Origin of the sequence: Aeromonas sp. 159 (genome assembly GCF_963862045.1) — a bacterium.
Taxonomy (GTDB): domain Bacteria; phylum Pseudomonadota; class Gammaproteobacteria; order Enterobacterales; family Aeromonadaceae; genus Aeromonas; species Aeromonas veronii.
Genome location: NZ_CAWLMI010000066.1, coordinates 58,766 through 80,022, shown reverse-complemented (window position 1 = coordinate 80,022; position 21,257 = coordinate 58,766). Strand labels below are relative to the sequence as shown.

The following is a 21,257-nucleotide window of genomic DNA, read 5'->3' as shown; positions in this document are numbered from 1 at the left end:
ATTATCGATACTTGATGTGTGGGAAGGATCCTGTAAGATCCTCTCAAACTTCATATTAATCATAGCGTTCCGTGGCATATCCAACCTTGTCTAATCCAGCTCATCAGTCACTGCAGACTGTTTTTGATGCGCAACTAAATAGCCGGGCGCGCCGCTTTTTGCGCAGTGCAAAAGCGGATTCCACCCTCAATGCCTATCAGGCTGATACCCGTATTTTTGTCTTCTGGTGCCAATTGCACGGGCTGGATCCGCTACAAACGACCCATCACGACATCATGAATTTTCTCGCTGATCAGGCCGACGGCGTATTGGCCGACTGGATATGGCTGGATAAAGAGGGGGGGAAGGGGGAGCTGCGTAATGGCGAGCCTCGAAAACCAGCAACCCTGGTGAGACGGCTGGCGGGGATCCGTTATGCCTTCAAGCAGAAAGGAATTCACCCCATGCCCACCGAACATCCCGAAATCAAGGAGATGATGCGCGGTATTGTCAGGTTAGGGGATAACCGCAAGCGCAAAACCGGTGCCCTGACGCTGCAACCATTGATCCAGGTACTGGATGGCATCGACACCAATGACCTCGCGGGTTTGCGTGATCACACCCTGATACTGCTGATGTTCAGTGGCGCCTTGCGCCGTTCGGAAGCGGCCCGAATTGAGGTTAGCGATCTCGATTTTATGGGGCAGGGGATCCGCCTTCGCCTCAAACCGAGCAAGCATCAGCTGCATGAAACCGAGATAGCCTTGATTCCGGGCAAGCACTATTGCCCCGTGTCGGCACTGCAAAAATGGCTACACAAAAGCCGGATCAGCGAAGGGCCGCTGTTTCGGCGCATGAACCGCTGGGGCCAATTGATGGCCGAACCACTCGGCCCACAGGGCATCAACCTGATGATCAAGCGGCGAACCGGCCAAACCATCGACGATCTTTACGTCAGTGGCCATAGCCTGCGGCGCGGTTTTATCACCTCGGCGGTGACTGCCGGCAAACCGATGAACAAGATCATTGAAGTCACTCGCCACAAGGATATGCGAACCCTGCAGGAGTACTTCGATGATGCCCATAAATTCTCCGATCATGCCCTTGATGGCTTGCTTTGACACAACTGCGTCACTTCATTTTTTATGTTAAATGATATCTTGTTGATCTGATGATATATTTGCCGTGCAGCCAGCAGCCCAAGGTGGAAGGGGCATCTTCCAATGGATAATGGCATGTGATGAGAGATAACAAACTCGGAAACGTAATATCGCAAGGACATATGAGCCAAGAAATGACAGGGCGTGAAGTGCAAGAGGCGGGGCCCCAAAACAATGCCGAGCGGCAGCGCCAACATGTAAAACGCAAGCAGGAGACCCATACCCGGCTGCAATGCTGGATCAGCAATCGCCACGCCGAGCGATTGGCCGCTCTGGGTATCCATCTCGAAGACAGTCAGGCATCACTCATCGAGCAGGCGATCGATCTGCTCTACCAACATGAGCTGGGTAGAGAACCTCCGTTTGAAAACAGAGTCACCACACAGGTCGAAGAGACCGTTGAATAGACACAAGAGTGAAGTAACAGCGATACGTGAAGAGATAAAAAAAGCCAGGTACGAATTCCTTGTACCTGGCATAGGGGAATTGGCTCCTTGCAGAGCCGTGCGCTAACTGGTGTTCGGATTGCCTTAAGCTTAGACAAGGCTCAAGGCTTTTCAAGATCCGAAGAAAAGTTCAACCAGAGTGTGGGTATTTCAAGTGCTTATGCACCGAACGGCCCTACGCATTGAACAGATTGTTGTCACGCACCAGCTCGCGGGGGAGAGCATTCTTGACCCGACTCCCCACCCATTTCCCCATGCCCAGGGTATGCCCCTGATAGTGGACGATAACCTCGCCAGTGCCCGCATCCTGTTCTGGCCAGACGTCCCGCCCCATCATGAATTCCCGCGCATTGGCGCTATCCAGCTCGACCACGCCCTTGCTCGCTTTATCGCCATAGGCCAATGCCCACTCATGAGTGAGGCGATAACCTTTCTTGAAGGTTTCGGCCAACTTGATACCGATGCGATCGAAACGCAACTTGCCCTGCACCTGATCAAACCGCTGGGGGAAGAGCCAGATCTCGTCATTGCGGCCAAACAGCTGACCCTGCGGTGCCACCCCAAAGTTGGCTTCGATCTCGCGCAATATGGGTTCCGCCTCTTTGGCAGGAAGCGGCGTAAAGGGGAATTTACCCAGCTTGCCCGGCTTGAACATGGTGTTGGGCACCGAGTGATGCTTGCGCAATCTGGCGACGAAAAAGCCTTCACTGTCGAAGATCTGGGGCCAAACGTGCAGGTATCCTTCGGATGTACAGGCCTGCTCTGCATGGGGGAATAGGTCAGCCAACGAATCAAAACTCAAGGCATCGCCAAACTTGTCCAGCAAGGATTGGCAAACCGCTTGGTTCTCCTGCTCACTCAAGGTACAGGTGGAGTAGACCAGCACACCACCCGGTTTCAGGGCATGGAAGGCGCTCTCCAGCAACCCTTGTTGCACTGCCGCAATCTCGTCGATGCTCTCGATGCTCCAGTTGCGCAGTGCATCTTCATCCTTGCGCACCGTACCTTCACCGGAGCAGGGGGCATCGAGCAGGATGGCATCGAATGTCTCCGGCAACCACTGGCCAAATACCTTGGCATCAAAATGGGTCATACCTACATTGGTCACTCCGCAGCGCTGGATATTGGCGCTGAGCACTTTCAACCGGCTGCTGGAAAACTCGTTGGCAACCAGCATCCCCTGATTGTTCATCAGAGCGGCTATCTGGGTGGTCTTGGAGCCGGGGGCCGCCGCCGCATCCAGCAACATGCCATCCGCTTTGATCTTGTCGCTGGCAAAGAGTGCCGTCACCGGCAGCATGGAGCTCGCTTCCTGAATGTAGAAGAGCCCGCTCAAGTGCTCGGCGGTGTTGCCAAGGGGGACGGTTTCATCGCTGCGGGTCAGCCAGAAGCCGGTATCACACCAGGGCACAGGGTCGAGCTGCCAACCCAGTGGCTCCATCAGGGCGACGAAATCCGAGACGGCGATCTTCAAGGTATTGACCCGAATGCTGCGGCGCAGCGGACGTCGACAACTGGCCACAAACTCATCCATCGAGAGATGGGCCGGCATGATGGCCGCAATGTGGCGTAAAAAGTAATCGGGAAGGAAGGTGTTGTCGTGCACTGTGCCGTCTCGTTGACCGAAAAAGAGGGGCGATATCCTACCACAAGGCTAAGAATATTCTGAATCTGAACCCTATCAACAGGTACCGGAATATAAAAAAGCCCGGCACTATGCCGGGCTTGGATGAGATACAAAGGGAAGAGATCAGGGCTGGATACGCGGACTCCACTCCAGCCACTCTTTCTCGGCCTTGCCATAGAGCGGATAGCTGTGGCCCGCTTTGACGGTCGGCCCCATCTCCTTCTCCGGCGTATTAAAAGCAATGCCGCCGGCCAGCAGGCTCTGCACCGTCTCCACTTCGATGGTGCCACCGGTCAGCCCGATATCCGCCTTGACCCCGGAGACATTCCAGAAACGGGAGTTTGCCCGCACCAGATGGGTATATTCCTGATCCACGTTGACGTCGATCACCACCTCGCTGCCATCGTGGGCCAGCGCTACCTTGGTAACGCTGCCCACCACCATCTTGCGAAACAGCAGCGGGCTGCCAACGCTCAGGCCATTGACGGAGGGGCTCTTGAGGGTCAGGGCCAGACCCACCGGGCCGACCTGACTCAAGGGGAAGCGATCTTTGCCAGCGCCTTTACCGGGTTGTGCTTCTACAAACGCCCCCTTGATCAGGGTATCGAGGTGAGCGACACCGCCCAGCCCCAGCTTGGCCTGCACCAGAGTAAAGCGGGCGCCGGACTGCAGGAAACGCTCGGCATAGTGGCCATCGAGCTCTGCCTTGAAGATCACCTGACCCAGGGACGGCTCCAGCTCGATCTCTTCAATTTTGCCGATATCGACCCCACGATAGCGGATCGGGCTGCCAATCCCGAGCCCCGGGTTACTCTCTGCCACCAGTGACAGCTGGCGCACCTTGGCCTTGGCTTGCTCCCTGGAATCGAACAGTTGATGGCTGCTGCGGCCATTGGCCAACCGGTCGAACTCGATAGCGCCGCGCAGCAGGGTACCGAGGTTGCCCACCTTGACCTGCACCCCATCGACCCGCACCTTGGTGTCGATGGCTGGTTTTTTCCAAAACTGGGGTTGCTGGGCGAGGAGGGGAGCATAGACCCCATCAATCTCGAGTTCGATCTCGACCCCCTCTTTGGCGGCGCGCAGCTGTTTGACCTTGCCCGCTTCCAACCCCAGATAGAGCACAGGCGAGCCAATGCCAATGCCATCGGCCTGATCTGCCTTGAGCAACCAGCGCTGCGGCTTGGCATCACGGGTACCGAGCAGTGCCAGCTCCTGACTCGGGTAGAGACGGTTAATCCGCTCGCCACTACTGGCTTGTATCAGCTTGATCCCGCCTCCCAACCAGGCACTGGCCGGACTGGTTTCTACTTTGATGCCACTCAGATCGGCATCGATCTGCAACGGGGCGGCGCGATAGAAGCGGGCACGGTTGAGCAGATGACCATAGTTCGGCGCCATCACCAGCTCGACGCTGGCATTGCCGCGCGCATCCAGGGTGAGCTGGCTGATACGGCCCACCTGCAATCCCTTGTACCAGACAGGTGCATCCTGATTGAGCCCCGCCAGATCGTCAGCCTGCAGCGTCACCTTGGTGCCGCTCTGGGGCGCGCGATCGGTAAGGGTCATCTTCTGTACCGGTTTGCCCGCCACATAGTCGAGGCGAATGGCCGGACCGGAGAGCAGGCGATCTGCATGCTGCACACCGGTCGCGGAGAGGGAGACACTCTCCCACACCAGCTGGCTCTTGTCGGTAATGCGATAGGCCTGTTCAGGATTGATCAATGCCGTGACTACGCGGCCTTTGTCGGTCAGGCGAATGGGGTCGATACGACCGATCTCGATCCCCTCATAGAGGATGGGCATCCCCTCCTTGACCGGGAGATCGCCAGCCGCAATGTCGATACGCTCGCCGCGCGCTGCTTCCGCCAGCCCTTTATAGAGGACGAAAGTCTGTCCCTTCTCCGGTTCCGGTGAATCTTTGGGCGAGTCAAAGGCAATGCCGCCGCTCAGGATGGAGGTGAGGCTGCCAGCCTCCACGCTCACCCCGGCCAGACTGAAGGAGCCCTTGATACCGCTGATATTCCAGAAGCGGGTATCAGCTTTGACCAGATGCTCGAAACGCGGCTCGATCACCAAATCCAGAATGACGTTCTGGTTGTCCTGACCCAGGCGCGTATTGATGACGCTGCCAACCTCGATACCGCGGAAATAGAGCTTGGCGCCAATCCCCACCGAGCCCAGCGAATCAGCAGTCAGGTGCAGCATCCGCCCCTGAGCCTGATAGCCGGGAGGAGGGCCCTCCAGGGCATCGAAGGTCTCCTCCAGCGGATTGCTTTCACGCCCCGGTTGCAGGTTGATGTAGTTGCCGGAGACCAGGGTATCGAGGCCAGAGATCTCGGTGAGCGACGCCTTGGGGCTCACCAGCCAGAAGTCGGATCCCTTGCGGATCAGCGGTCTGGCACGGCTGTCAATCTTGGCCATCACCGCAATCTTGCGGCCATCTTCAGCCAGCTCCAGCTCTTGCACCACGCCGATGGCCACCCCCTGATAACGAACCTGGGTTTTACCCGGCAAGATGCCGTTGCCCTGGGCGAAGTTGATCTGGATAAGCTGGCCACGGCTCAATACCTGCTGATAGAGAAAGCCACCTGCCAGCAGCAGGGCTATCAGGGGTAACAGCCAGACCGGCGATAACCAGCGGCGCTTTTCGATGACGGGTTCAGCCCCGATCATAGTGACTCCTTATTGGCTGGATTAAACAGCACATCAGACAAAAACAGAGAAATCATCAACGGGCCGCCTTGTCCCACAGTAAACGGGTATCGAGCATGCGGGCCGACATCATGGTCAGCACCACCACACCGGCAAAGGCGGTGGCCCCCGGGCCTGCGCGGACACTCAGCAGCACACCCCGATCGACCAGCGCCACCATCAGCGAAATCACGAACAAGTCCAGCATTGACCAGCGACCGATAAAATCGATCACCCGATACATCACCAGCTGGCGCTTGCGCCGCACCGGTTTGGCCCGCTGCAACTGCCAGCAGATCCAGCCCAGCCCCAATATTTTTCCCACTGGCACCAGTATGCTGGCGGTGAGGACTATGGTGGCAATCCCGCTCATTTTGCTGCGATAGAGCATCATGATACCGCTGAAGATGGTATCTGACTGCAGCAACCCCTTGTTGTAGAAATGGGTAATGGGCAACAGATTGGCAGGCAACAACATAAAGGTGGCAAGTGCCAGCAAGCCCCACGACCAGGCGAGGGAGCGGGGGATGCGCACCTGCAACTTGCTGCTGCAGCGGGGGCAGACTGCCTCGGCTTGATAACGCACCAGAAGACCGCAAGTATGGCAGCGGCAGAGCCCCATCTCACGGGCGCTGGTCATGTTCCGGCTCCTTTAACGGGATCCGCGCCCAGTAGGGGGCGGGATCAAACAGGATCAGCAGGGTCATGTTGAGCAGCATCAGAATACCGAGGCTGAGCAAGCCGCCACCGAGGCGTACATCGGCAATGTCAATCAGTTTGAACAGGGCAACAAGCAGGCTGACGATATAGACCTCCAGCATGGCCCAGTGGCGAAACACCTCGACCAGCTTCAAGGTGACGGGAAGAATGTGCCAACGTTTGGCCAGACCCGAAGCCAGCGCAAAGATCCCCGCCAATAACCCCACCGGCGCCAACACGGCGCACCAGAGCACCAGGCTGGCTACCCACCATTCACCTTCGCCAAACAGCACCAGGATACCGCGCAGCAGATCGGCGTCGGTGTTGACCCCCGCCAGCCGCAGATAGATCAACGGCTCAAAAAATGCGGAGGGCAGCAGCAGAAAACCGGTGATGGTCAGAGCCATCAACTGGGAGGGACGAAAGGCATAACGGCCATAGAGATGTTGGTGACAACGCGGGCAGTGGGCATGGCAACGCAGCGGCAGTGCTTTGCGCTGGATCAGCAAGTCGCACGCCGGACAGACAATCACGGAACCGGGCTCCATCATACAATTCAACCTGTTGAAGGAATTGGTGAAATTTACCCTAAAACCGGTTTCCTGTCTTGCCTGCAGCCGGAATGTTACGAAAGTATAATTGACGTTAACGTAAACGTGATATTAGATAGCCAGACTAGACAGGTGAAAGGAGTCATGATGTCCAGTTTGTCCCCCTCGGCAGGCCTGCGCTTTCGCACCGCCCTTGCCAATGAACATCCCCTGCAGATCGTCGGCACCATCAATGCCTATATGGCGCTGATGGCCGAGCGCAGCGGTTTTCAAGCCCTCTATCTCTCCGGCGCCGGAGTGGCCAATGCGTCCTACGGCTTGCCGGATCTCGGCATGACCTCCCTCAACGACGTGCTGATCGATGCCGAACGGATCACAGCGGCGACCCGTGTGCCGCTACTGGTCGATATCGATACCGGCTGGGGCGGGGCATTCAATATCGCCCGCACCATTCGCGCGTTCGAGCGAGCCGGAGTTGCCGCCGTCCATATGGAAGATCAGGTGGCCCAGAAGCGTTGTGGTCATCGCCCCAACAAGGCGGTGGTCACGCTTGAAGAGATGTGTGATCGCATCAAGGCCGCAGTGGATGCCCGCGAGAATAGCGAGTTCGTCATCATGGCCCGCACCGATGCACTGGCGGTGGAGGGGATGGAGTCGGCTCTTGAACGCACCGCTGCCTATGTAGCCGCCGGGGCCGACATGATCTTCGCCGAGGCGGTGACCGAGCTGGCTCAGTACGACCAGTTCAAGCAGGCGGCCAAAGTGCCGATCCTCGCCAACATGACCGAGTTCGGCAAAACCGAACTGTTTGACAAAGAGCAACTGGCCGCCCACGGGGTCGACATGGTGCTCTACCCCTTGAGTGCCAACCGAGCCGCCAATCAGGCCGCTCTCAACGTCTATCAACATATTCGCCAGGATGGCCATCAAAGGGCTGTCGTGGAGACCATGCAGACCCGGGAGTCGCTCTACGACTTCCTCGGATATCACCACTACGAGCAGACACTGGATCGTCTGTTTACAGCCAAGGAATAGGAGGCAGCTTATGGGACAGCAAAAACCGTTGGGTGGGGCAGGTCTGCGCGGGCAGAGTGCGGGGGAGACCAGTATCTGCACAGTAGGCAAGAGTGGTACCGGTCTTACCTATCGCGGCTATGACATCAAGGAGCTGGCCGACAGCGCCCAGTTCGAGGAGGTCGCCTATTTGCTGCTCAAGGGGGAGTTGCCCGATGAGCAGCAGCTTGACGCCTACAAGCGCGAACTGTGTCGCCTGCGCACTTTGCCCCAGCCGCTGTTGGAAGTGCTGGAGCGCATTCCCGCCGATGCTCACCCCATGGATGTGCTGCGCACCGGCTGCTCCATGCTCGGCGATCTGGAGCCGGAAGATGGTTTCGAGCATGAGCATGAAGTGGCGGATCGGCTGCTGGCCGCCTTTCCGGGCATTCTGATCTACTGGTACAAGTTCAGTCACGAGGGAGTTCGCATCGCCCTCGATACCGATGAAGAGTGTATCGGTGGCCATTTCCTCGCGCTGCTGCACCAGAAAGCGCCGAGCGAGCTGGAGCGGCGGGTGATGCATGTCTCCCTCATCCTCTACGCCGAGCATGAGTTCAACGCCTCTACCTTTGCGGCGCGGGTTTGCGCCTCAACCCTTTCCGACATGTTCTCCTGTATCACTGCCGCCATCGGCACCTTGCGCGGCCCGCTCCACGGCGGCGCCAACGAGGCAGCCATGGCGATGATCGAACACTGGCAGGATGAAACGCAGGCAAGGCGCGAACTGCTGGCCAAGCTGGCGGCCAAGGAGAAGATCATGGGCTTTGGCCACGCCATCTATCGCACCTCGGATCCGCGCAACGTCATCATCAAGGAGTGGTCGGCCAAGCTCGCCGAGGCGGTGGGGGATGATCGCCTCTATCGCGTCTCCTGCGAGGCGGAGAAGGTGATGTGGGAGGAGAAAGAGCTCTTTCCCAACGCCGACTTCTTCCACGCCAGCGCCTATCACTACATGGGGATCCCGACCAAGCTGTTCACCCCCATCTTCGTCTGCTCGCGGGTCACCGGCTGGTGCGCCCACGTGATGGAGCAGCGCGAGCACAACCGGATCATCCGCCCGAGCGCCGATTATGTCGGCCCGGCCCCCCGTCACTTTGTCTCTCTACAACAACGATAAGGAAGTCACGATGTCCGCCAACGTCGACGTCAACCACAGACCAGACCCTGATCAGGTGCTGGTCGATATTGCCGATTATGTCTGCAACCACCCCGTAACCTGCGAGGCGGCTCTCGACACCGCCCGCTACTGCCTGATGGACACCCTTGGCTGTGGCTTGCTGGCCCTGCGCTTCCCCGAGTGCACCAAACACCTTGGCCCCATCGTCCCCGGGACTCTGGTACCCCACGGTGCCCGGGTGCCCGGTACCCAGCTCTGCCTCGACCCCGTCAAGGCAGCCTGGGACATCGGTGCCATCATCCGCTGGCTCGATTACAACGACACCTGGCTGGCCGCCGAGTGGGGTCACCCCTCCGATAATCTGGGGGGCATTCTCGCCACTGCCGATTGGCTCTCCCGTACTCGCGTGGCAGAGGGCAAGGCACCGCTCACCATGGCTGATGTGCTGGTGGCCATGGTCAAAGCCCACGAAATTCAGGGGGTGCTGGCGCTGGAGAACTCCTTCAACCGGGTTGGTCTCGATCACGTGGTGCTGGTCAAGGTCGCCAGCACCGCCGTGGTGACTCATATGCTGGGTGGCACCCGCGATCAGGTGATCGATGCGGTCTCCCAGGCCTGGGTCGATGGCCAGAGCCTGCGTACCTACCGCCATGCCCCCAATGCGGGGTCGCGCAAGAGCTGGGCAGCGGGGGATGCCACCTCTCGCGCAGTGCGCCTCGCCCTTATCACCATGAGCGGCGAGATGGGCTATCCCGGCGTGCTGAGCGCCCCCAAGTGGGGTTTCTACGACGTGCTGTTCAAAGGCAACCAGTTCGCCCTGCATCAGGGGTACGGTAGCTATGTGATGGAGAACGTGCTGTTCAAGATCTCCTATCCCGCCGAGTTCCACGCCCAGACTGCTGTGGAGTGCGCCATGAAGCTGCACGCTCAGGTGAAGGGGCGGCTCGACGAGATCGACCGTATCGAACTCACCACCCATGAGTCGGCCATTCGCATCATCAGCAAGGTCGGCGCCCTCAATAACCCGGCCGATCGGGATCACTGCCTGCAGTACATGGTGGCGGTGCCGCTCATCTTCGGTCGCCTGATCGCCGAGGATTACGAGGACGATGTTGCCGCCGATCCCCGCATCGACGCGCTACGCGGCAAGATGGTGGTACAGGAGGACAAACGCTACAGCCGCGAATATCTGGAGGCGGACAAGCGCTCCATTGCCAACGCCATCCAGATCTTCTTCAAGGACGGCACTCATACCGCCAAGGTGGAGGTGGAGTACCCGGTCGGCCATCGTCGCCGTCGGGAGGAGGGGATCCCGCTGCTGGTGGAAAAATTCCAGCACAATCTGGCGACTCGCTTCCCGGCCAAACGGGTCAACGATATTCTGGCCCTCTGTCAGGATGGGCCGCGCCTTGCCGCCACCCCGGTACACGCCTTTATGGATCTGCTGGTGATCTGACCGGTCTTGTATTGGGCTACATATCGGCAAACAGTGATAAACGAAAAGCGGGCTCATCGGCCCGCTTTGTTATTCTGGCGGCTTATCCCTCGATAAGCATCACCCCAGCGCACTGCTGTCGTCGTTAAAAAGCGCCGTCATGATGGCCGTTTCGCGACTGGCGATGGTTTCGAGAAACTCGTTGGCACGCCCCATCTGATGACACACCTGATAACCACGCTCGACAAAGGAGAAGAGCTCGCCAAGCCCAGCCAGATGGGCGGGCCCTGACACCAGCTTGAGGGTTGCCCCCAGCAGTGGCTTTCTCGCCAATCTGTCCAGCGTCATCCCAAGCTCGCTCACCAATGCAATCTGATGTTCACGGCGCGCCTGTTCACCCACGGCACGATAGGCGATGGTGTAGTGGTCCGGCGTGATGGGATCAATGCCATCAATGCGCCGCAGCGCCACCACCATCAGGTAGTCCAGCTCCTCGGAGAGGGCATCAAGCTCGATCGCTTGCGCCAGCACCTTGAGGCCGGACTCCGGCAACAGCCGCTCGGCGGTTGGCATCACCCGCATCACGTCCGCATCGCGGCGGGCACAATCCCCCGGGCCATAGAGATCGGTCAGGAAAAACTCGGCGGCAGGGCCGTAGCGGTCACTCTCCAGCAGATCACGATGGGTTCGCCCCAACCGGTCGGCCTGCCACTGGCGTAGCCGATCCCGATCCTGCTGATCTTCCGGGTGGGCACGCATCTGCTCGCGCAAGGCTGCAACCCGCTTGAGCTGGCGGTAGAGCCGACCCAGGGTGCTATCGTCGTCGTGGGCATGTTCTTGATGCGTCATCTACAGCTCTCTGGCCTTGGGCCCATTGATGGGGATTGGGTGATACGAAGATACAAGTGAATGAAAAACAAGCAGCTTTTGCTGACCGTTCCGTGACAAGTGTAGCGCGCACGGGGGAGGGAATAAATGCCATGTCCCGCTGATGGCCTGCATCCCTCTCGACTCTGTTAAGTGAGTCCCATTTATGTGAACCATCCTTTCATTTGTTGTGAACATGTGTTTAATATCAATAACTAACTTATGACCCAGAGTAACGACCATGTTCTTCAACTCGCTCGCTGGCAGCAGCGCACTCTCTATCATTCAGATCAGCCGTCAGCATCCGCTGGGACTGGCCGCCGCCCGGATCGCGGCCGAAGCCATCGCTGCGGACATGAGCGAGAGCTATCAACTCGATTGCGAATGGGCGGATGAAGAGGAGACCGAGCTTCGTTTTCGCGGCTCAGGGGTACATGGCACTCTCACCCTGGACGAAGATACCCTGGAACTGGAAGTGCATCTTGGTTTGATGCTGTTGCCAGTACGCAGCGTGCTGGAGCAAGAGATCCTCGATTATGTCGACAATCGCTTACCTTGCCCCAAACGTGTTTGAAACTCTTCGTTGCACTGGTTTTAAATAAACCAGCTGTAAACGATGGCTGTTTGAAATAAGTTGGCAAGCCATATGGTTTGTCAGATTTATTATCCAGCGAGGTCTCGATTCTATTTTTTAAGTAATCTTTCATCTTTATTTCATATTTCGAGTCGGCACTCATTAAAGTCATTCTGATTGCATCAAGCCTTCATCCGGATATGAGGGAAGGAGCAATTTGCCGCCTCGGTAAATTCATTTTGTAGGGAAACAACCATGCCACTGAGTGAATTTATCTCCTGCGTCGATACCGCCTGGTTACGCATGGACAGACCCAACAACCTGATGCAGATCATCGGTGTCCTGATGTTTGAAGGAGAGCTTGATGAAGCGCGTCTGCGGGCCGGATTGCGCCACACCATTTCGGTGCAACCCCGCTTTCACCAGCGGGCCGTGCTGGAGGGGGGCTCCTACTACTGGCGCCATGATCCCGATTTCGATCTCGATCAGCACCTCAAGCGAGTGATCCTGCCGGGTGAAGCAGGCAAGCTGGAGCTGGAGAAGCTGGTGGCCGATCTCGCCTCGACGCCGCTCAACCACCAGCGCCCCCTGTGGGATATGCACCTGACCGACACGTCGCTGGGTGGGCAAGCGCTGGTGGTGCGCATTCACCACGCTATGGGCGATGGCTTCTCGCTGGTGCGAGCCATGCTGACCATGATGGATAACACCCCGGAAGGGGCGCCGCGACCACCGTCACCGGAGCCACTGGATGACAGCGATGACGAGGATGATGAGGATTGCCACCAGGGCAGCCGTCTGGTGCGAGCCGGTCTCAAGCTGACCGGTAGCCTCTGGTCCAAATATGTCGAAGTGGTCACCCATCCCACCAAGGCGGTGGATTACCTCAAGACCGGGCGCGATCTGGCGAGCGAGCTGTGCAATATCGCCACCCTAGGTGATGACTCCCCCTGCCGCCTGCGGGGCAAGACCACCAGCACCAAGCGAGTGGCCTGGTCGGAACAAATTGATCTGCCGGATATCAAGGCTGTGGGCAAGGTACTGGGCTGCTCGGTCAACGATCTGCTGATCGCCGCCACCGCAGGGGCGTTTCGCCACTACCTGCAGGAGAAGGGGGATAATGCCAACAAGGTCAAGATCCGCGCCCTGGTGCCAGTCAATATGCGTGCACCGGACGATGAGGGGGCACTTGGCAACCGCTTCGGGCTGGTGGCCCTGGACTTGCCACTGGATGTTGAACACCCGTTGCAGCGGCTCTATACCGTGCGTGACCGGATGCAGGCGCTGCGCACCTCGCTGCAACCCGTGGTGGTGCTCAACTTGTTACATGCCCTTGGCATGGCCCCCAATGCGGTGCAACAGCAGGCCGTCGAGCTGCTCACGGCCAAGGCCAGCGCGGTGATCACCAATGTACCCGGCCCGCAGCAGACCCTCTATCTGGCTGGAGCAAAATTGCGTCAGCCGCTGTTCTGGGTGCCGCAATCGGGGGATATCGGCGTCGGCGTCTCCATCCTCTCTTACGATCACAAGGTGCAACTGGGCCTAATCACCGACAAGAAGCTGGTACCGGATCCGGATCGGGTGGTCGAGCGGTTTGCGGTGGAGTTCGAGCAACTGCTGTTGCTGGTTCTGATGGAGCCGGAGCTACTGTTTGACCCCAACGGACTGGATGCGCTGCTCGGTTGAGTGTGTACTTGAGCGACCGGTGACGGCGTAGCCAACCGGTCTGTACCCATAATAAAAGAGGCCAACCCACGGGTTGGCCTCTTGTTTTGTTGTCTATCCGTGGCAAGAGTGGCGGTTAATCCTCCAACTCTTCCCGCGCCGCCTCCACATCGAGACGTTCCATCGCATCCATCGGTTCGCATTCGGCCGCTTCGGCATAGAGGGCTTCGGCCGCTTTCAGGCGGCTCTTGCCGTGCAGCATCACCTGAGCGTTGGCGTACTCCATGCGGGCGATAGCCGATTCGGGGATCAGCGCCAGCGCCTCCTTGAAGTGACGCTCGGACTCCTCCTTCTTGGCGCCATAGGTGAGGCCGCCGATCATGGCCCCCAACTTGTCGACGATCTCCGCATGCCAGGCGCCAAAGGCAATATGGGCCTCGGCGTGATCTGGCGCCAGCTCCAGCGCCTTCTCAAGGCTTGCCTTGATCTTGTCGCCAATTCCTTGCGAGAGGGCCTTGGAGATGGAGATCACCTGGCTGTAGCGCCCGAGGGCCAGCGCGTGGAAATACCAGGCGTTGGCGTTCTTGGGTTGGCGCTTTTGCAGCTTCTCGGCATGGCTGGCCGCCCGCTCGAAGGCGGCGCGCTTGGCATACTTGTCTTCCAGCAGATAGCTGGCGTGGATCACCAGTGCCTTGTTTGCCACATTGAGGCCCGCCTCACCGGCCGCTTCGCCAAGGGCGACGGCCCGGGCAAAATCCCCGGCATGATAGGCCCGCCAGGCATCCTGTACCTGTTCATCCTCGGGCCAGGGTTCGACATCCCCCTGATGGAGACGATCCCAGTTGTCCGCCAGCTTCTGGCCAGCATAGTCATAGGCCGCATCCGCGTAGGGGAAGGGGACAAATTCGAGTTGTGAAGTGGTCATGCTTGTTCTCCCTGTAGCATGTGAATCAAACCTTGTCGGTGTAGTGGTGGGCGAGGGCGCCCAGATGAGCGCGGGCATCGGCCCGCAAATAGGGGGCGACCAGTTGCATTACCTGAAAGACGCCGAGGGCGATATCGGCGTCCGCCTTGGGGTGCAGTGCCCGCTGGTAAGAGATCCAGAATGTGCCCACCAGCGCCACATTGGCCGCCAGCGTGCGCATCTGTTGCGCCGTGCCCTTCATCAGCCCGACCGTTTGCAGATGGTTGCAAATGGCGATGGCGGTCTGCTCCTTGCGGCGCAGCAGGGCGGAAAAGCGCTGTTCCACCTGATGATAACCACTCATCAGGGTCGCGATATCGTAGTAGAGGAAACGGTACTGCCATATGGCTTCAAACATCAGGTGGAGAAAGAGCCAGATATCTTCTGGCTCATCGGACGGGGTGCTGACCGCCTCCAGCAGGCGATCCATCTGCTGTTCAAATTCGCAGAACAGGGCGTTGACGATCTCCTCCTTATTGTGGAAGTGGTAGTAGAGATTGCCCTGGCTGATCTCCATCTCGGCCGCAATGGCCGAGGTGGTGACGCTGGGTTCCCCTTGTCGATTGAAGCAGGCGAGGGCAGTGGTCAGGATCCGCTCCCGGGTACGACGTTTGGGTTTGCGATCCATGCTACTCCTTTGATGATGAACGGCGCACGCCGTGGCGATAGCGTTTGGCAAGCCAGTGCTGCAACTGCTCCAGCGACTTGTCGAGGGCGGCGACCGAGCCAATGCCGGGGGCCAGCAGGGTGCGATCTTCATCGGCCAGCGCGGCCAGATTGAGCTCGAGGCCATGCTTGGCCAGCACCGGCGCCAGCTCGTCACGACGCAGCCAGAGATCGCGGCGGGTATGCTGGTAAGCGTGCTCGCAGAGGCGGCGGCGATCCCGGTAACTGAACACATTGGTGAAGAACATCTCGCCATCGGCTGAAGAGGGCTCAAACAGCAGGGCGTCAGCGTCGGGATATTGGTGTTTGTAGCGATCCATCCCCACATGCATACGGGAGTGGATGATGGCGCGAAAGGTCTGGGCCAATACCACCGGCAGACCGCTGTCCACCAGATTGGTCGGCGCGCCGGCGGCCATGTCCGCATCATAGGGCACCAGCGGATTGATGCAGAACACCAGATCCGCCCCCTCTTCCAGCGCTACCGAAGCGTGCAGAGTCTTGATCAGCGCCCCGTCCACATAGTAACGACCGTTAATCAATGAAGGGGGAAAGAGGCCGGGCAGAGCGGCCGACGCCTGTACCGCCGCCGAGATAGGCACGTCATCGAGCCCCGGGCTACCAAAGGCAACCGGATGACCGGTGTCGAGTTCGGTTGCGACCACAAACAGTCGGCTGCGCAGCTGGCGAAAATCGTTGCTGCGGCCGGGACGAGAGAAAAACTGGGTCAGGGTGCGATCTACCCCGCGGTTGTCGAACAGTCCGGTCGGAATGGCCTTGGAGAGCCCCTGCAGCGATTCAAACAGGCTGCGTTTCCAGGGCGCCGCCAGATAGTAGGTCAGGCTCTGCCACGCCAGCGGCGGGATCGAGGCCAGACGGTCGGCATATTCACGAAAGGCGGGGCGCAGCAAGGTAGCCGGGTCAAACATCTCCCCCGAGTCATCGCTGAGCAGGATCCGCACCAGCTTAGCCGGCGAGATGCCGTTGGCCAGCGCCGATGCCACCACGGCCCCCGAACTGACACCAACATAGATATCGGCATGGTCAAGGCGCAGGCCGTTGATGCTGTCAGAGAGGGCTGCGCAGGCACCGATCTCGTAGATGCCGCCGAGCGGCCCGCCGCCAGCAAGGGCAATTGCGATGGTACTCATAGCGTCGCCTCTCTATCCATGACATTCACCATGACAAGACCGGCCCAGCGCAGGGCATGGGCCGGTATCAATCACCTTCCGTCACCGCGAGGGATCAGGGCAGGACGCTCTCTGCTTTGGCCTTCACCTCTTTCACCGCATCTTCCGCTGCGGAGAGGAGATCGGCGGCCTGCTCAACTACGGCCTCTTTGGCCTTGGCTACCGGTGCCTTCTTTACCGGAGGCTTGCGGGCAGCGGGCTTTTTGGCGGCAGCCGGTTTGGCTTCAGCGGCAGGGGCCTCCTCTTCCTGCGCATCCAGCAGTTGCTGGACCACATCGGTCAGCTCGGCCATGCGCTTGGAGAGCTTGTCGATATCCTTGCGGGTCGGAATGCCGAGGCTGGCCACAGCGCGGGCCACGCGATCTTCAAACACCTGCTCCAGACGACCCCAGGTATTGGCGGTCTTGTCGGTCACAGCGGCAATCTTCTCATCTGCGCTCTGACGGGTTTTTGCTTGCAGCGCTTCACCTTCCTGCACCAGGGCTTCAAAGATCTTGCCACCCTCTTCCTGCGCCTTGGCATAGGCACCCAGACCCGCCAACCAGATCTGCTGGGTGGACTCCTTGATGGTGGAGGTGAGTTGGTTGTCGGTCACTGACCCTGCCAGCGCTTTCAATTTCTTAGCCATGATCTTCTCCTTGAATAACGACAGTTAAATGTAATGGCGACAACGAAACTGCAATCGGGTTGTGGCATTACTGATTTTTCAACTTCAGTCTAGGGACAAAAAATAGAGGGTTCTACCTAATAACGGAACAGGCACACCACCGAAATTAGGGTTTGCTCACGAACCGACAATCAAATTGCAGATTCCCATATGAATCGTGATATATCTAACAACCTAGTAACACCCTAATCAGTAGCAGGATTCTCTTTATGAACTATTTCATTACTGGCGGTAGTGGTTTTATCGGGCGTCGATTGATCAAAAAGTTATTCCAACAGCATCCCGACTGTACCGTCTATTTTCTGATGCGCGCCTCTCATCAGGAGAAATTGTCAGAGTTGTTCTCATTCTGGAATGTGGATGAATCGCGCGCAGTCCCGGTTTTTGGCGACATGACGCAACCGCTGCTGGGGGTATCGGTCGAGATGCAGGAGCAGTTGATCGGCAAGATCGACCACTTCTTCCATCTGGCTGCCATCTATGATCTCAACGCCAAGGCCGGGATCCAGCAGCAGGTCAACACCGAAGGGACCCGTCATGCTGTTCAACTTGCCGAGCGGCTGGGGGCGGGGCAGTTCCACCACTGCAGCTCCATCGCTGCAGCGGGCCTGTTCGACGGTCTGTTTCGCGAGGATATGTTCGATGAGGCCGAACACCTCGACATGCCTTACTTCCAGACCAAGCACGAAGCGGAAGGGATTGTGCGCAATGAGTGCACAGTTCCGTGGCGAGTCTATCGACCGGGGATCGTTGTCGGTGACTCCAATACCGGCGAGATGGACAAGATCGACGGCCCTTACTACTTCTTCAAGACCATTCAGAAACTGCGTCGTCTGCTACCTCCCTGGATGCCAGCCATCGGGGTGGAAGGGGGCCGTATCAATATCGTGCCGGTCAACTTTGTGGTCGATGCCATGGTGCATATCGCCCATCAGGAGGGAGAGGAGAACAAAACCTTCCACCTGACCGACCCCAATCCGATGCGGGTTGGCGATATGCTGAGCACCTTCTCCCGCGCCGCCCATGCGCCAGAGCCTGCGATCCGCATCAACGCCTCTCTCTTTAATTTCATTCCCCGCCACCTGACCGCCATGCTGATGACCATGGCGCCGGTGCGCCGCATCCGCGATGCCGCCATCGCCGATCTGGGTCTGCCCAAGGATGTGTTCCGCCTTATCAGCTATCCCACCCGTTTCGACAGTCGCGAAACTCAGCGGGTACTGAAAGGGACCGGTATCGAAGTGCCGCCGCTGCACAGCTACGCCTGGCGGCTGTGGGACTACTGGGAGCGTCACCTCGACCCGGAGCTCTTCATTGATCGCTCCCTGCGTGGTCGGGTAGAGGGCAAGGTGGTGCTGGTGACCGGGGCAACCTCTGGTATCGGCCGTGCAACCGCGCGCAAGCTGGCGGGGGCGGGGGCCAACGTCGTTACCATCGCCCGCGACGAGCAGAAGATTGCCGAGACTAAAGCGGAGTTTGCCGAGCTGGGGCTGACCATCGAGATCTATCAGGGGGATCTCTCCAATCTGGCGCAGGCCGAGGAGATCACCGCTCGCATCGTGGCCGATCACGGCGGCGTCGATATTCTGGTCAACAATGCCGGCCGCTCCATCCGCCGCTCCATCGAGGACTCCTTCGATCGCTTCCACGATCTGGAGCGCACCATGCAGCTCAACTACTTTGGCGCGCTCAAGGTGATCATGGGGGTGCTACCCACCATGATCGAGAAGAAAAAAGGGCACATCATCAACATCTCCTCCATCGGGGTGTTGACCAATGCGCCGCGCTTCTCCGCCTATGTTGCCTCCAAGTCGGCCCTCGATGCCTGGGTGCGTACCGCCGCCTCCGAGTTTGCCGATAAAGGGGTGAGCTTCTCCATCATCAATATGCCGCTGGTGAAAACGCCGATGGTCGCGCCGACCAAGGTCTATGAGCAGGTACCTATGATGACGCCGGAAGAGGCCGCCGATCTGGTGTGCGATACCATCATCAACAAGCATGTGCGACTGGCCACACGCCTCGGGGTGTTTGGTCAGGTGGTGCATGCCCTGGCACCTCGTGTTGCGCAGGTGATCATGAATACCAGCTTCCGCACCTTTGCCGATCCCAAGGATGGCGACAAATCCAAGGCCACCGCCGATCAGGTTGCCGTCTCGACCCTGATTAAGGGGATACACTTCTAACCGGGTGATACGATAAAGAAATCAACAGGGGCCTGAGCAATCAGGCCCCTGTTTTATTTGGAATAACAGTTGAAGGTCGAATAAGGAGAATCAGACTCGGGACAGCAGATCAAGCAGCAGATCAGTCGTGCGACGGGAGTAGAGCAAAGAGAGATGGCCAATGGCGGGCAACTCGATATCTTCCATTCCCACCAATCGTTGCCGCTCCTGCGGCATCACCACATTGTCGTGACTGGTGCGCACCGAGATGCCGGGCACGCAAAGCGGCACAGAGGCAAAACGCTGCAACCAGCCGGAACCGGGCTCCATCTCGCGGGCATTGGCCCCAAGCCCTAGGGCGGCAAGCTGACTCCCCTGATGAGGCGTAGCCAGGGTGATCAGGCGCACGACCTTGTCACCCCCATGGAGAGCCAGATAGTCGCGGCAGACCAGCCCCCCCATGCTGTGACCGACCAGCACCAGCTTGTCAGCCCCGGTCTGCGCCAGCACATCGTCAATCCGGGTGGCCAGCAGCGGCACCATCTCATCGATATGACCAAATGGTGGCATCAGGGTAATGGTGGCAACCACATGGCCTGCGGCTTCCAATCTGGCGCGCTGGGTGCGCCAGATCCCGCGACTGCAACCGTAACCATGCACCAGCAATACGGGACGCTGGCATGGACGCAGCCGATCGGGTGCCATCAACAAAGGCTCGAACGGTAGCAACAAGGTGAAGGTGTAGAGGTAGGCCAGCATCTCCTGCGCCATCATCTTTACCCGGCGCCCGAGGCCGATAGCCGGGGAGGGGTAGAAGCGGGTAAACAGCCAGCTGCCGAGCACCACCAGACAGCGCAACCCAAGCAGGGCAAACACGACAAACAGCAAGGTCAGCAACCAAGGAAGTCCCACGACCAGGTGGGCGATACTCCCGAGGAGCAGCACCTCTACCATCAGCAGGATAAACAGGTGTCGTACGATCGTCATAAGGCCATGATCCGACCAGTCAGGCGTGGAAGTCAAATGGCACTTTGAGACAGCTTGATCCAGCGCGGCTTTTGTCGCTAAACCCCGGCGAACTCTTTTCCGGTGAGGTTATTTGCAATACTGTATATCCATACATATACTCTATCCATCATCACCAAGAGGAGGCCATCATGGCTGTCGAGATCAAATATGTGGTTGTTCGTGGGGGAGTGGAAAAAATGACCTTTGCCAGCAAAAAAGAGGCCGATGCCTATGACAAGCTGCTGGATACGGCCGATGAGTTGATGACCCTGTTGGCTGGCGCCCCGATCGAGCTGGCGCCAGAGCAGCAAGAGAGTCTGGCATTCTACCTGGCAGAGCAGCGCGATGTGCTGCAAACCCTGCTGCGCGGCGGCAAGGTTCAGGCAGGCACGAAAGAGGAAGAGGCCCCAGCAGCCAAGCGCAAGGAGAAGCCACTCAAGCAGGTGGCCTGATTGCACAGACCTTATTTCTCGGGATAAACAGCTCGCAGCATTCACTTTATTTGCATTTAAAACCATTTTTACGGCTATTTACCCCGAGAATTTTTTAACAACGGTGCATATCCAATGCATAACTGAATAGCGAGCACCACTGCGCGACATCAGCCTGATCTATGAGGAAATAATTGAGCAAACAGTGGAGAGAACGTTATCCAGATCGCTCCCGGTTACCTTAATCAGCAACAACAAGAGGTAGTACCAATCCCAACAGAAGCCGCATTCATGTATCA

At 58.4% G+C, this 21,257-nt stretch carries 19 protein-coding genes; 9 read left to right on the top strand and 10 right to left on the bottom strand.

The genetic code is table 11. From position 1 onward, the window contains the following. Positions 1 to 158 precede the first annotated feature (158 nt). Both AACR14_RS12435 and AACR14_RS12430 read left to right on the top strand, forming a co-directional pair. Positions 159 to 1,100 (top strand): site-specific integrase, encoded by a 942-nt coding sequence (locus AACR14_RS12435; RefSeq protein WP_019446412.1) that lies wholly within the window; start codon positions 159 to 161, stop codon positions 1,098 to 1,100. A 173-nt stretch (positions 1,101 to 1,273) separates the two neighbouring features. Beyond that, complete coding sequence (locus AACR14_RS12430) at positions 1,274 to 1,546, top strand: RepB family protein (RefSeq protein WP_019446411.1); 273 nt, start codon at positions 1,274 to 1,276, stop codon at positions 1,544 to 1,546. Positions 1,547 to 1,760: 214 nt separating this feature from the next. Here the strand turns inward: AACR14_RS12430 and rsmF are convergent, their stop codons facing one another. From rsmF to AACR14_RS12410, 4 genes are all read right to left on the bottom strand, one after another. Then, complete coding sequence (rsmF, locus tag AACR14_RS12425; protein WP_019446410.1) at positions 1,761 to 3,191, bottom strand: 16S rRNA (cytosine(1407)-C(5))-methyltransferase RsmF; 1,431 nt, start codon at positions 3,189 to 3,191, stop codon at positions 1,761 to 1,763. A 144-nt stretch (positions 3,192 to 3,335) separates the two neighbouring features. Then, entirely contained in the window at positions 3,336 to 5,888 is a 2,553-nt protein-coding gene (locus tag AACR14_RS12420) for an MlaD family protein (RefSeq protein WP_019446409.1), read from the bottom strand. 55 nt (positions 5,889 to 5,943) lie between these two features. Then, positions 5,944 to 6,546 (bottom strand): paraquat-inducible protein A, encoded by a 603-nt coding sequence (locus AACR14_RS12415; protein ID WP_019446408.1) that lies wholly within the window; start codon positions 6,544 to 6,546, stop codon positions 5,944 to 5,946. Then, the gene (locus AACR14_RS12410; protein ID WP_019446407.1) at positions 6,530 to 7,156 is read right to left on the bottom strand and encodes a paraquat-inducible protein A; all 627 of its coding nucleotides are present in this window, start codon (positions 7,154 to 7,156) and stop codon (positions 6,530 to 6,532) included. The genes AACR14_RS12415 and AACR14_RS12410 overlap by 17 nt, the downstream gene beginning before the upstream one ends. Positions 7,157 to 7,303: 147 nt before the next feature. Here AACR14_RS12410 and prpB point away from each other — a divergent pair, with 147 nt between their 5' ends. From prpB to AACR14_RS12395, 3 genes are read left to right on the top strand one after another with little or no spacing between them, the layout of a single operon-like run. Beyond that, positions 7,304 to 8,191: a methylisocitrate lyase gene (gene prpB, locus AACR14_RS12405; protein WP_019446406.1), complete on the top strand. Its 888-nt coding sequence runs from the start codon at positions 7,304 to 7,306 to the stop codon at positions 8,189 to 8,191. 10 nt (positions 8,192 to 8,201) lie between these two features. After that, the gene (prpC, locus tag AACR14_RS12400; RefSeq protein WP_019446405.1) at positions 8,202 to 9,329 is read left to right on the top strand and encodes a bifunctional 2-methylcitrate synthase/citrate synthase; all 1,128 of its coding nucleotides are present in this window, start codon (positions 8,202 to 8,204) and stop codon (positions 9,327 to 9,329) included. 10 nt (positions 9,330 to 9,339) lie between these two features. Then, positions 9,340 to 10,785, top strand: coding sequence for a bifunctional 2-methylcitrate dehydratase/aconitate hydratase (locus tag AACR14_RS12395; protein ID WP_019446404.1), 1,446 nt, complete (start codon positions 9,340 to 9,342; stop codon positions 10,783 to 10,785). Positions 10,786 to 10,884: 99 nt separating this feature from the next. On the opposite strand, the gene AACR14_RS12390 is transcribed toward AACR14_RS12395, so the two are convergent. Then, positions 10,885 to 11,613: an FFLEELY motif protein gene (locus AACR14_RS12390; RefSeq protein WP_019446403.1), complete on the bottom strand. Its 729-nt coding sequence runs from the start codon at positions 11,611 to 11,613 to the stop codon at positions 10,885 to 10,887. A 259-nt stretch (positions 11,614 to 11,872) separates the two neighbouring features. Between AACR14_RS12390 and AACR14_RS12385 the strand changes: the two genes are divergently transcribed. Together AACR14_RS12385 and AACR14_RS12380 are read left to right on the top strand one after the other, a co-directional pair. Further along, positions 11,873 to 12,205 (top strand): polyhydroxyalkanoic acid system family protein, encoded by a 333-nt coding sequence (locus AACR14_RS12385; protein WP_019446402.1) that lies wholly within the window; start codon positions 11,873 to 11,875, stop codon positions 12,203 to 12,205. A gap of 255 nt (positions 12,206 to 12,460) precedes the next feature. Next, positions 12,461 to 13,891, top strand: a complete 1,431-nt coding sequence (locus tag AACR14_RS12380; protein WP_019446401.1) for a wax ester/triacylglycerol synthase family O-acyltransferase — start codon at positions 12,461 to 12,463, stop codon at positions 13,889 to 13,891. 115 nt (positions 13,892 to 14,006) lie between these two features. On the opposite strand, the gene AACR14_RS12375 is transcribed toward AACR14_RS12380, so the two are convergent. From AACR14_RS12375 to AACR14_RS12360, 4 genes are all read right to left on the bottom strand, one after another. Then, positions 14,007 to 14,795, bottom strand: coding sequence for a hypothetical protein (locus tag AACR14_RS12375; protein WP_019446400.1), 789 nt, complete (start codon positions 14,793 to 14,795; stop codon positions 14,007 to 14,009). Positions 14,796 to 14,820: 25 nt separating this feature from the next. Continuing rightward, on the bottom strand, positions 14,821 to 15,462 hold the full coding sequence (locus AACR14_RS12370; protein ID WP_019446399.1) for a TetR/AcrR family transcriptional regulator: 642 nt from the start codon (positions 15,460 to 15,462) through the stop codon (positions 14,821 to 14,823). 1 nt (position 15,463) lies between these two features. Beyond that, a complete protein-coding gene (locus AACR14_RS12365) occupies positions 15,464 to 16,651 on the bottom strand; it encodes a patatin-like phospholipase family protein (protein WP_019446398.1) in 1,188 nt (395 codons plus the stop codon). 94 nt (positions 16,652 to 16,745) lie between these two features. Beyond that, positions 16,746 to 17,318 carry a phasin family protein gene (locus tag AACR14_RS12360; protein WP_005333118.1) on the bottom strand — a complete coding sequence of 191 codons (573 nt, stop codon included), beginning with the start codon at positions 17,316 to 17,318 and terminating at the stop codon, positions 16,746 to 16,748. 248 nt (positions 17,319 to 17,566) lie between these two features. On the opposite strand from AACR14_RS12360, the gene AACR14_RS12355 reads away from it, so the two are divergent. After that, complete coding sequence (locus tag AACR14_RS12355; protein ID WP_019446397.1) at positions 17,567 to 19,540, top strand: SDR family oxidoreductase; 1,974 nt, start codon at positions 17,567 to 17,569, stop codon at positions 19,538 to 19,540. 90 nt (positions 19,541 to 19,630) lie between these two features. Here AACR14_RS12355 and AACR14_RS12350 read toward each other — a convergent pair whose 3' ends face one another. Then, positions 19,631 to 20,506: an esterase/lipase family protein gene (locus AACR14_RS12350; protein WP_019446396.1), complete on the bottom strand. Its 876-nt coding sequence runs from the start codon at positions 20,504 to 20,506 to the stop codon at positions 19,631 to 19,633. Between the two features lie 170 nt (positions 20,507 to 20,676). Here AACR14_RS12350 and AACR14_RS12345 point away from each other — a divergent pair, with 170 nt between their 5' ends. After that, a complete protein-coding gene (locus AACR14_RS12345; protein ID WP_005333111.1) occupies positions 20,677 to 20,979 on the top strand; it encodes a YebG family protein in 303 nt (100 codons plus the stop codon). The last annotated feature ends 278 nt before the right edge of the window (positions 20,980 to 21,257 follow it).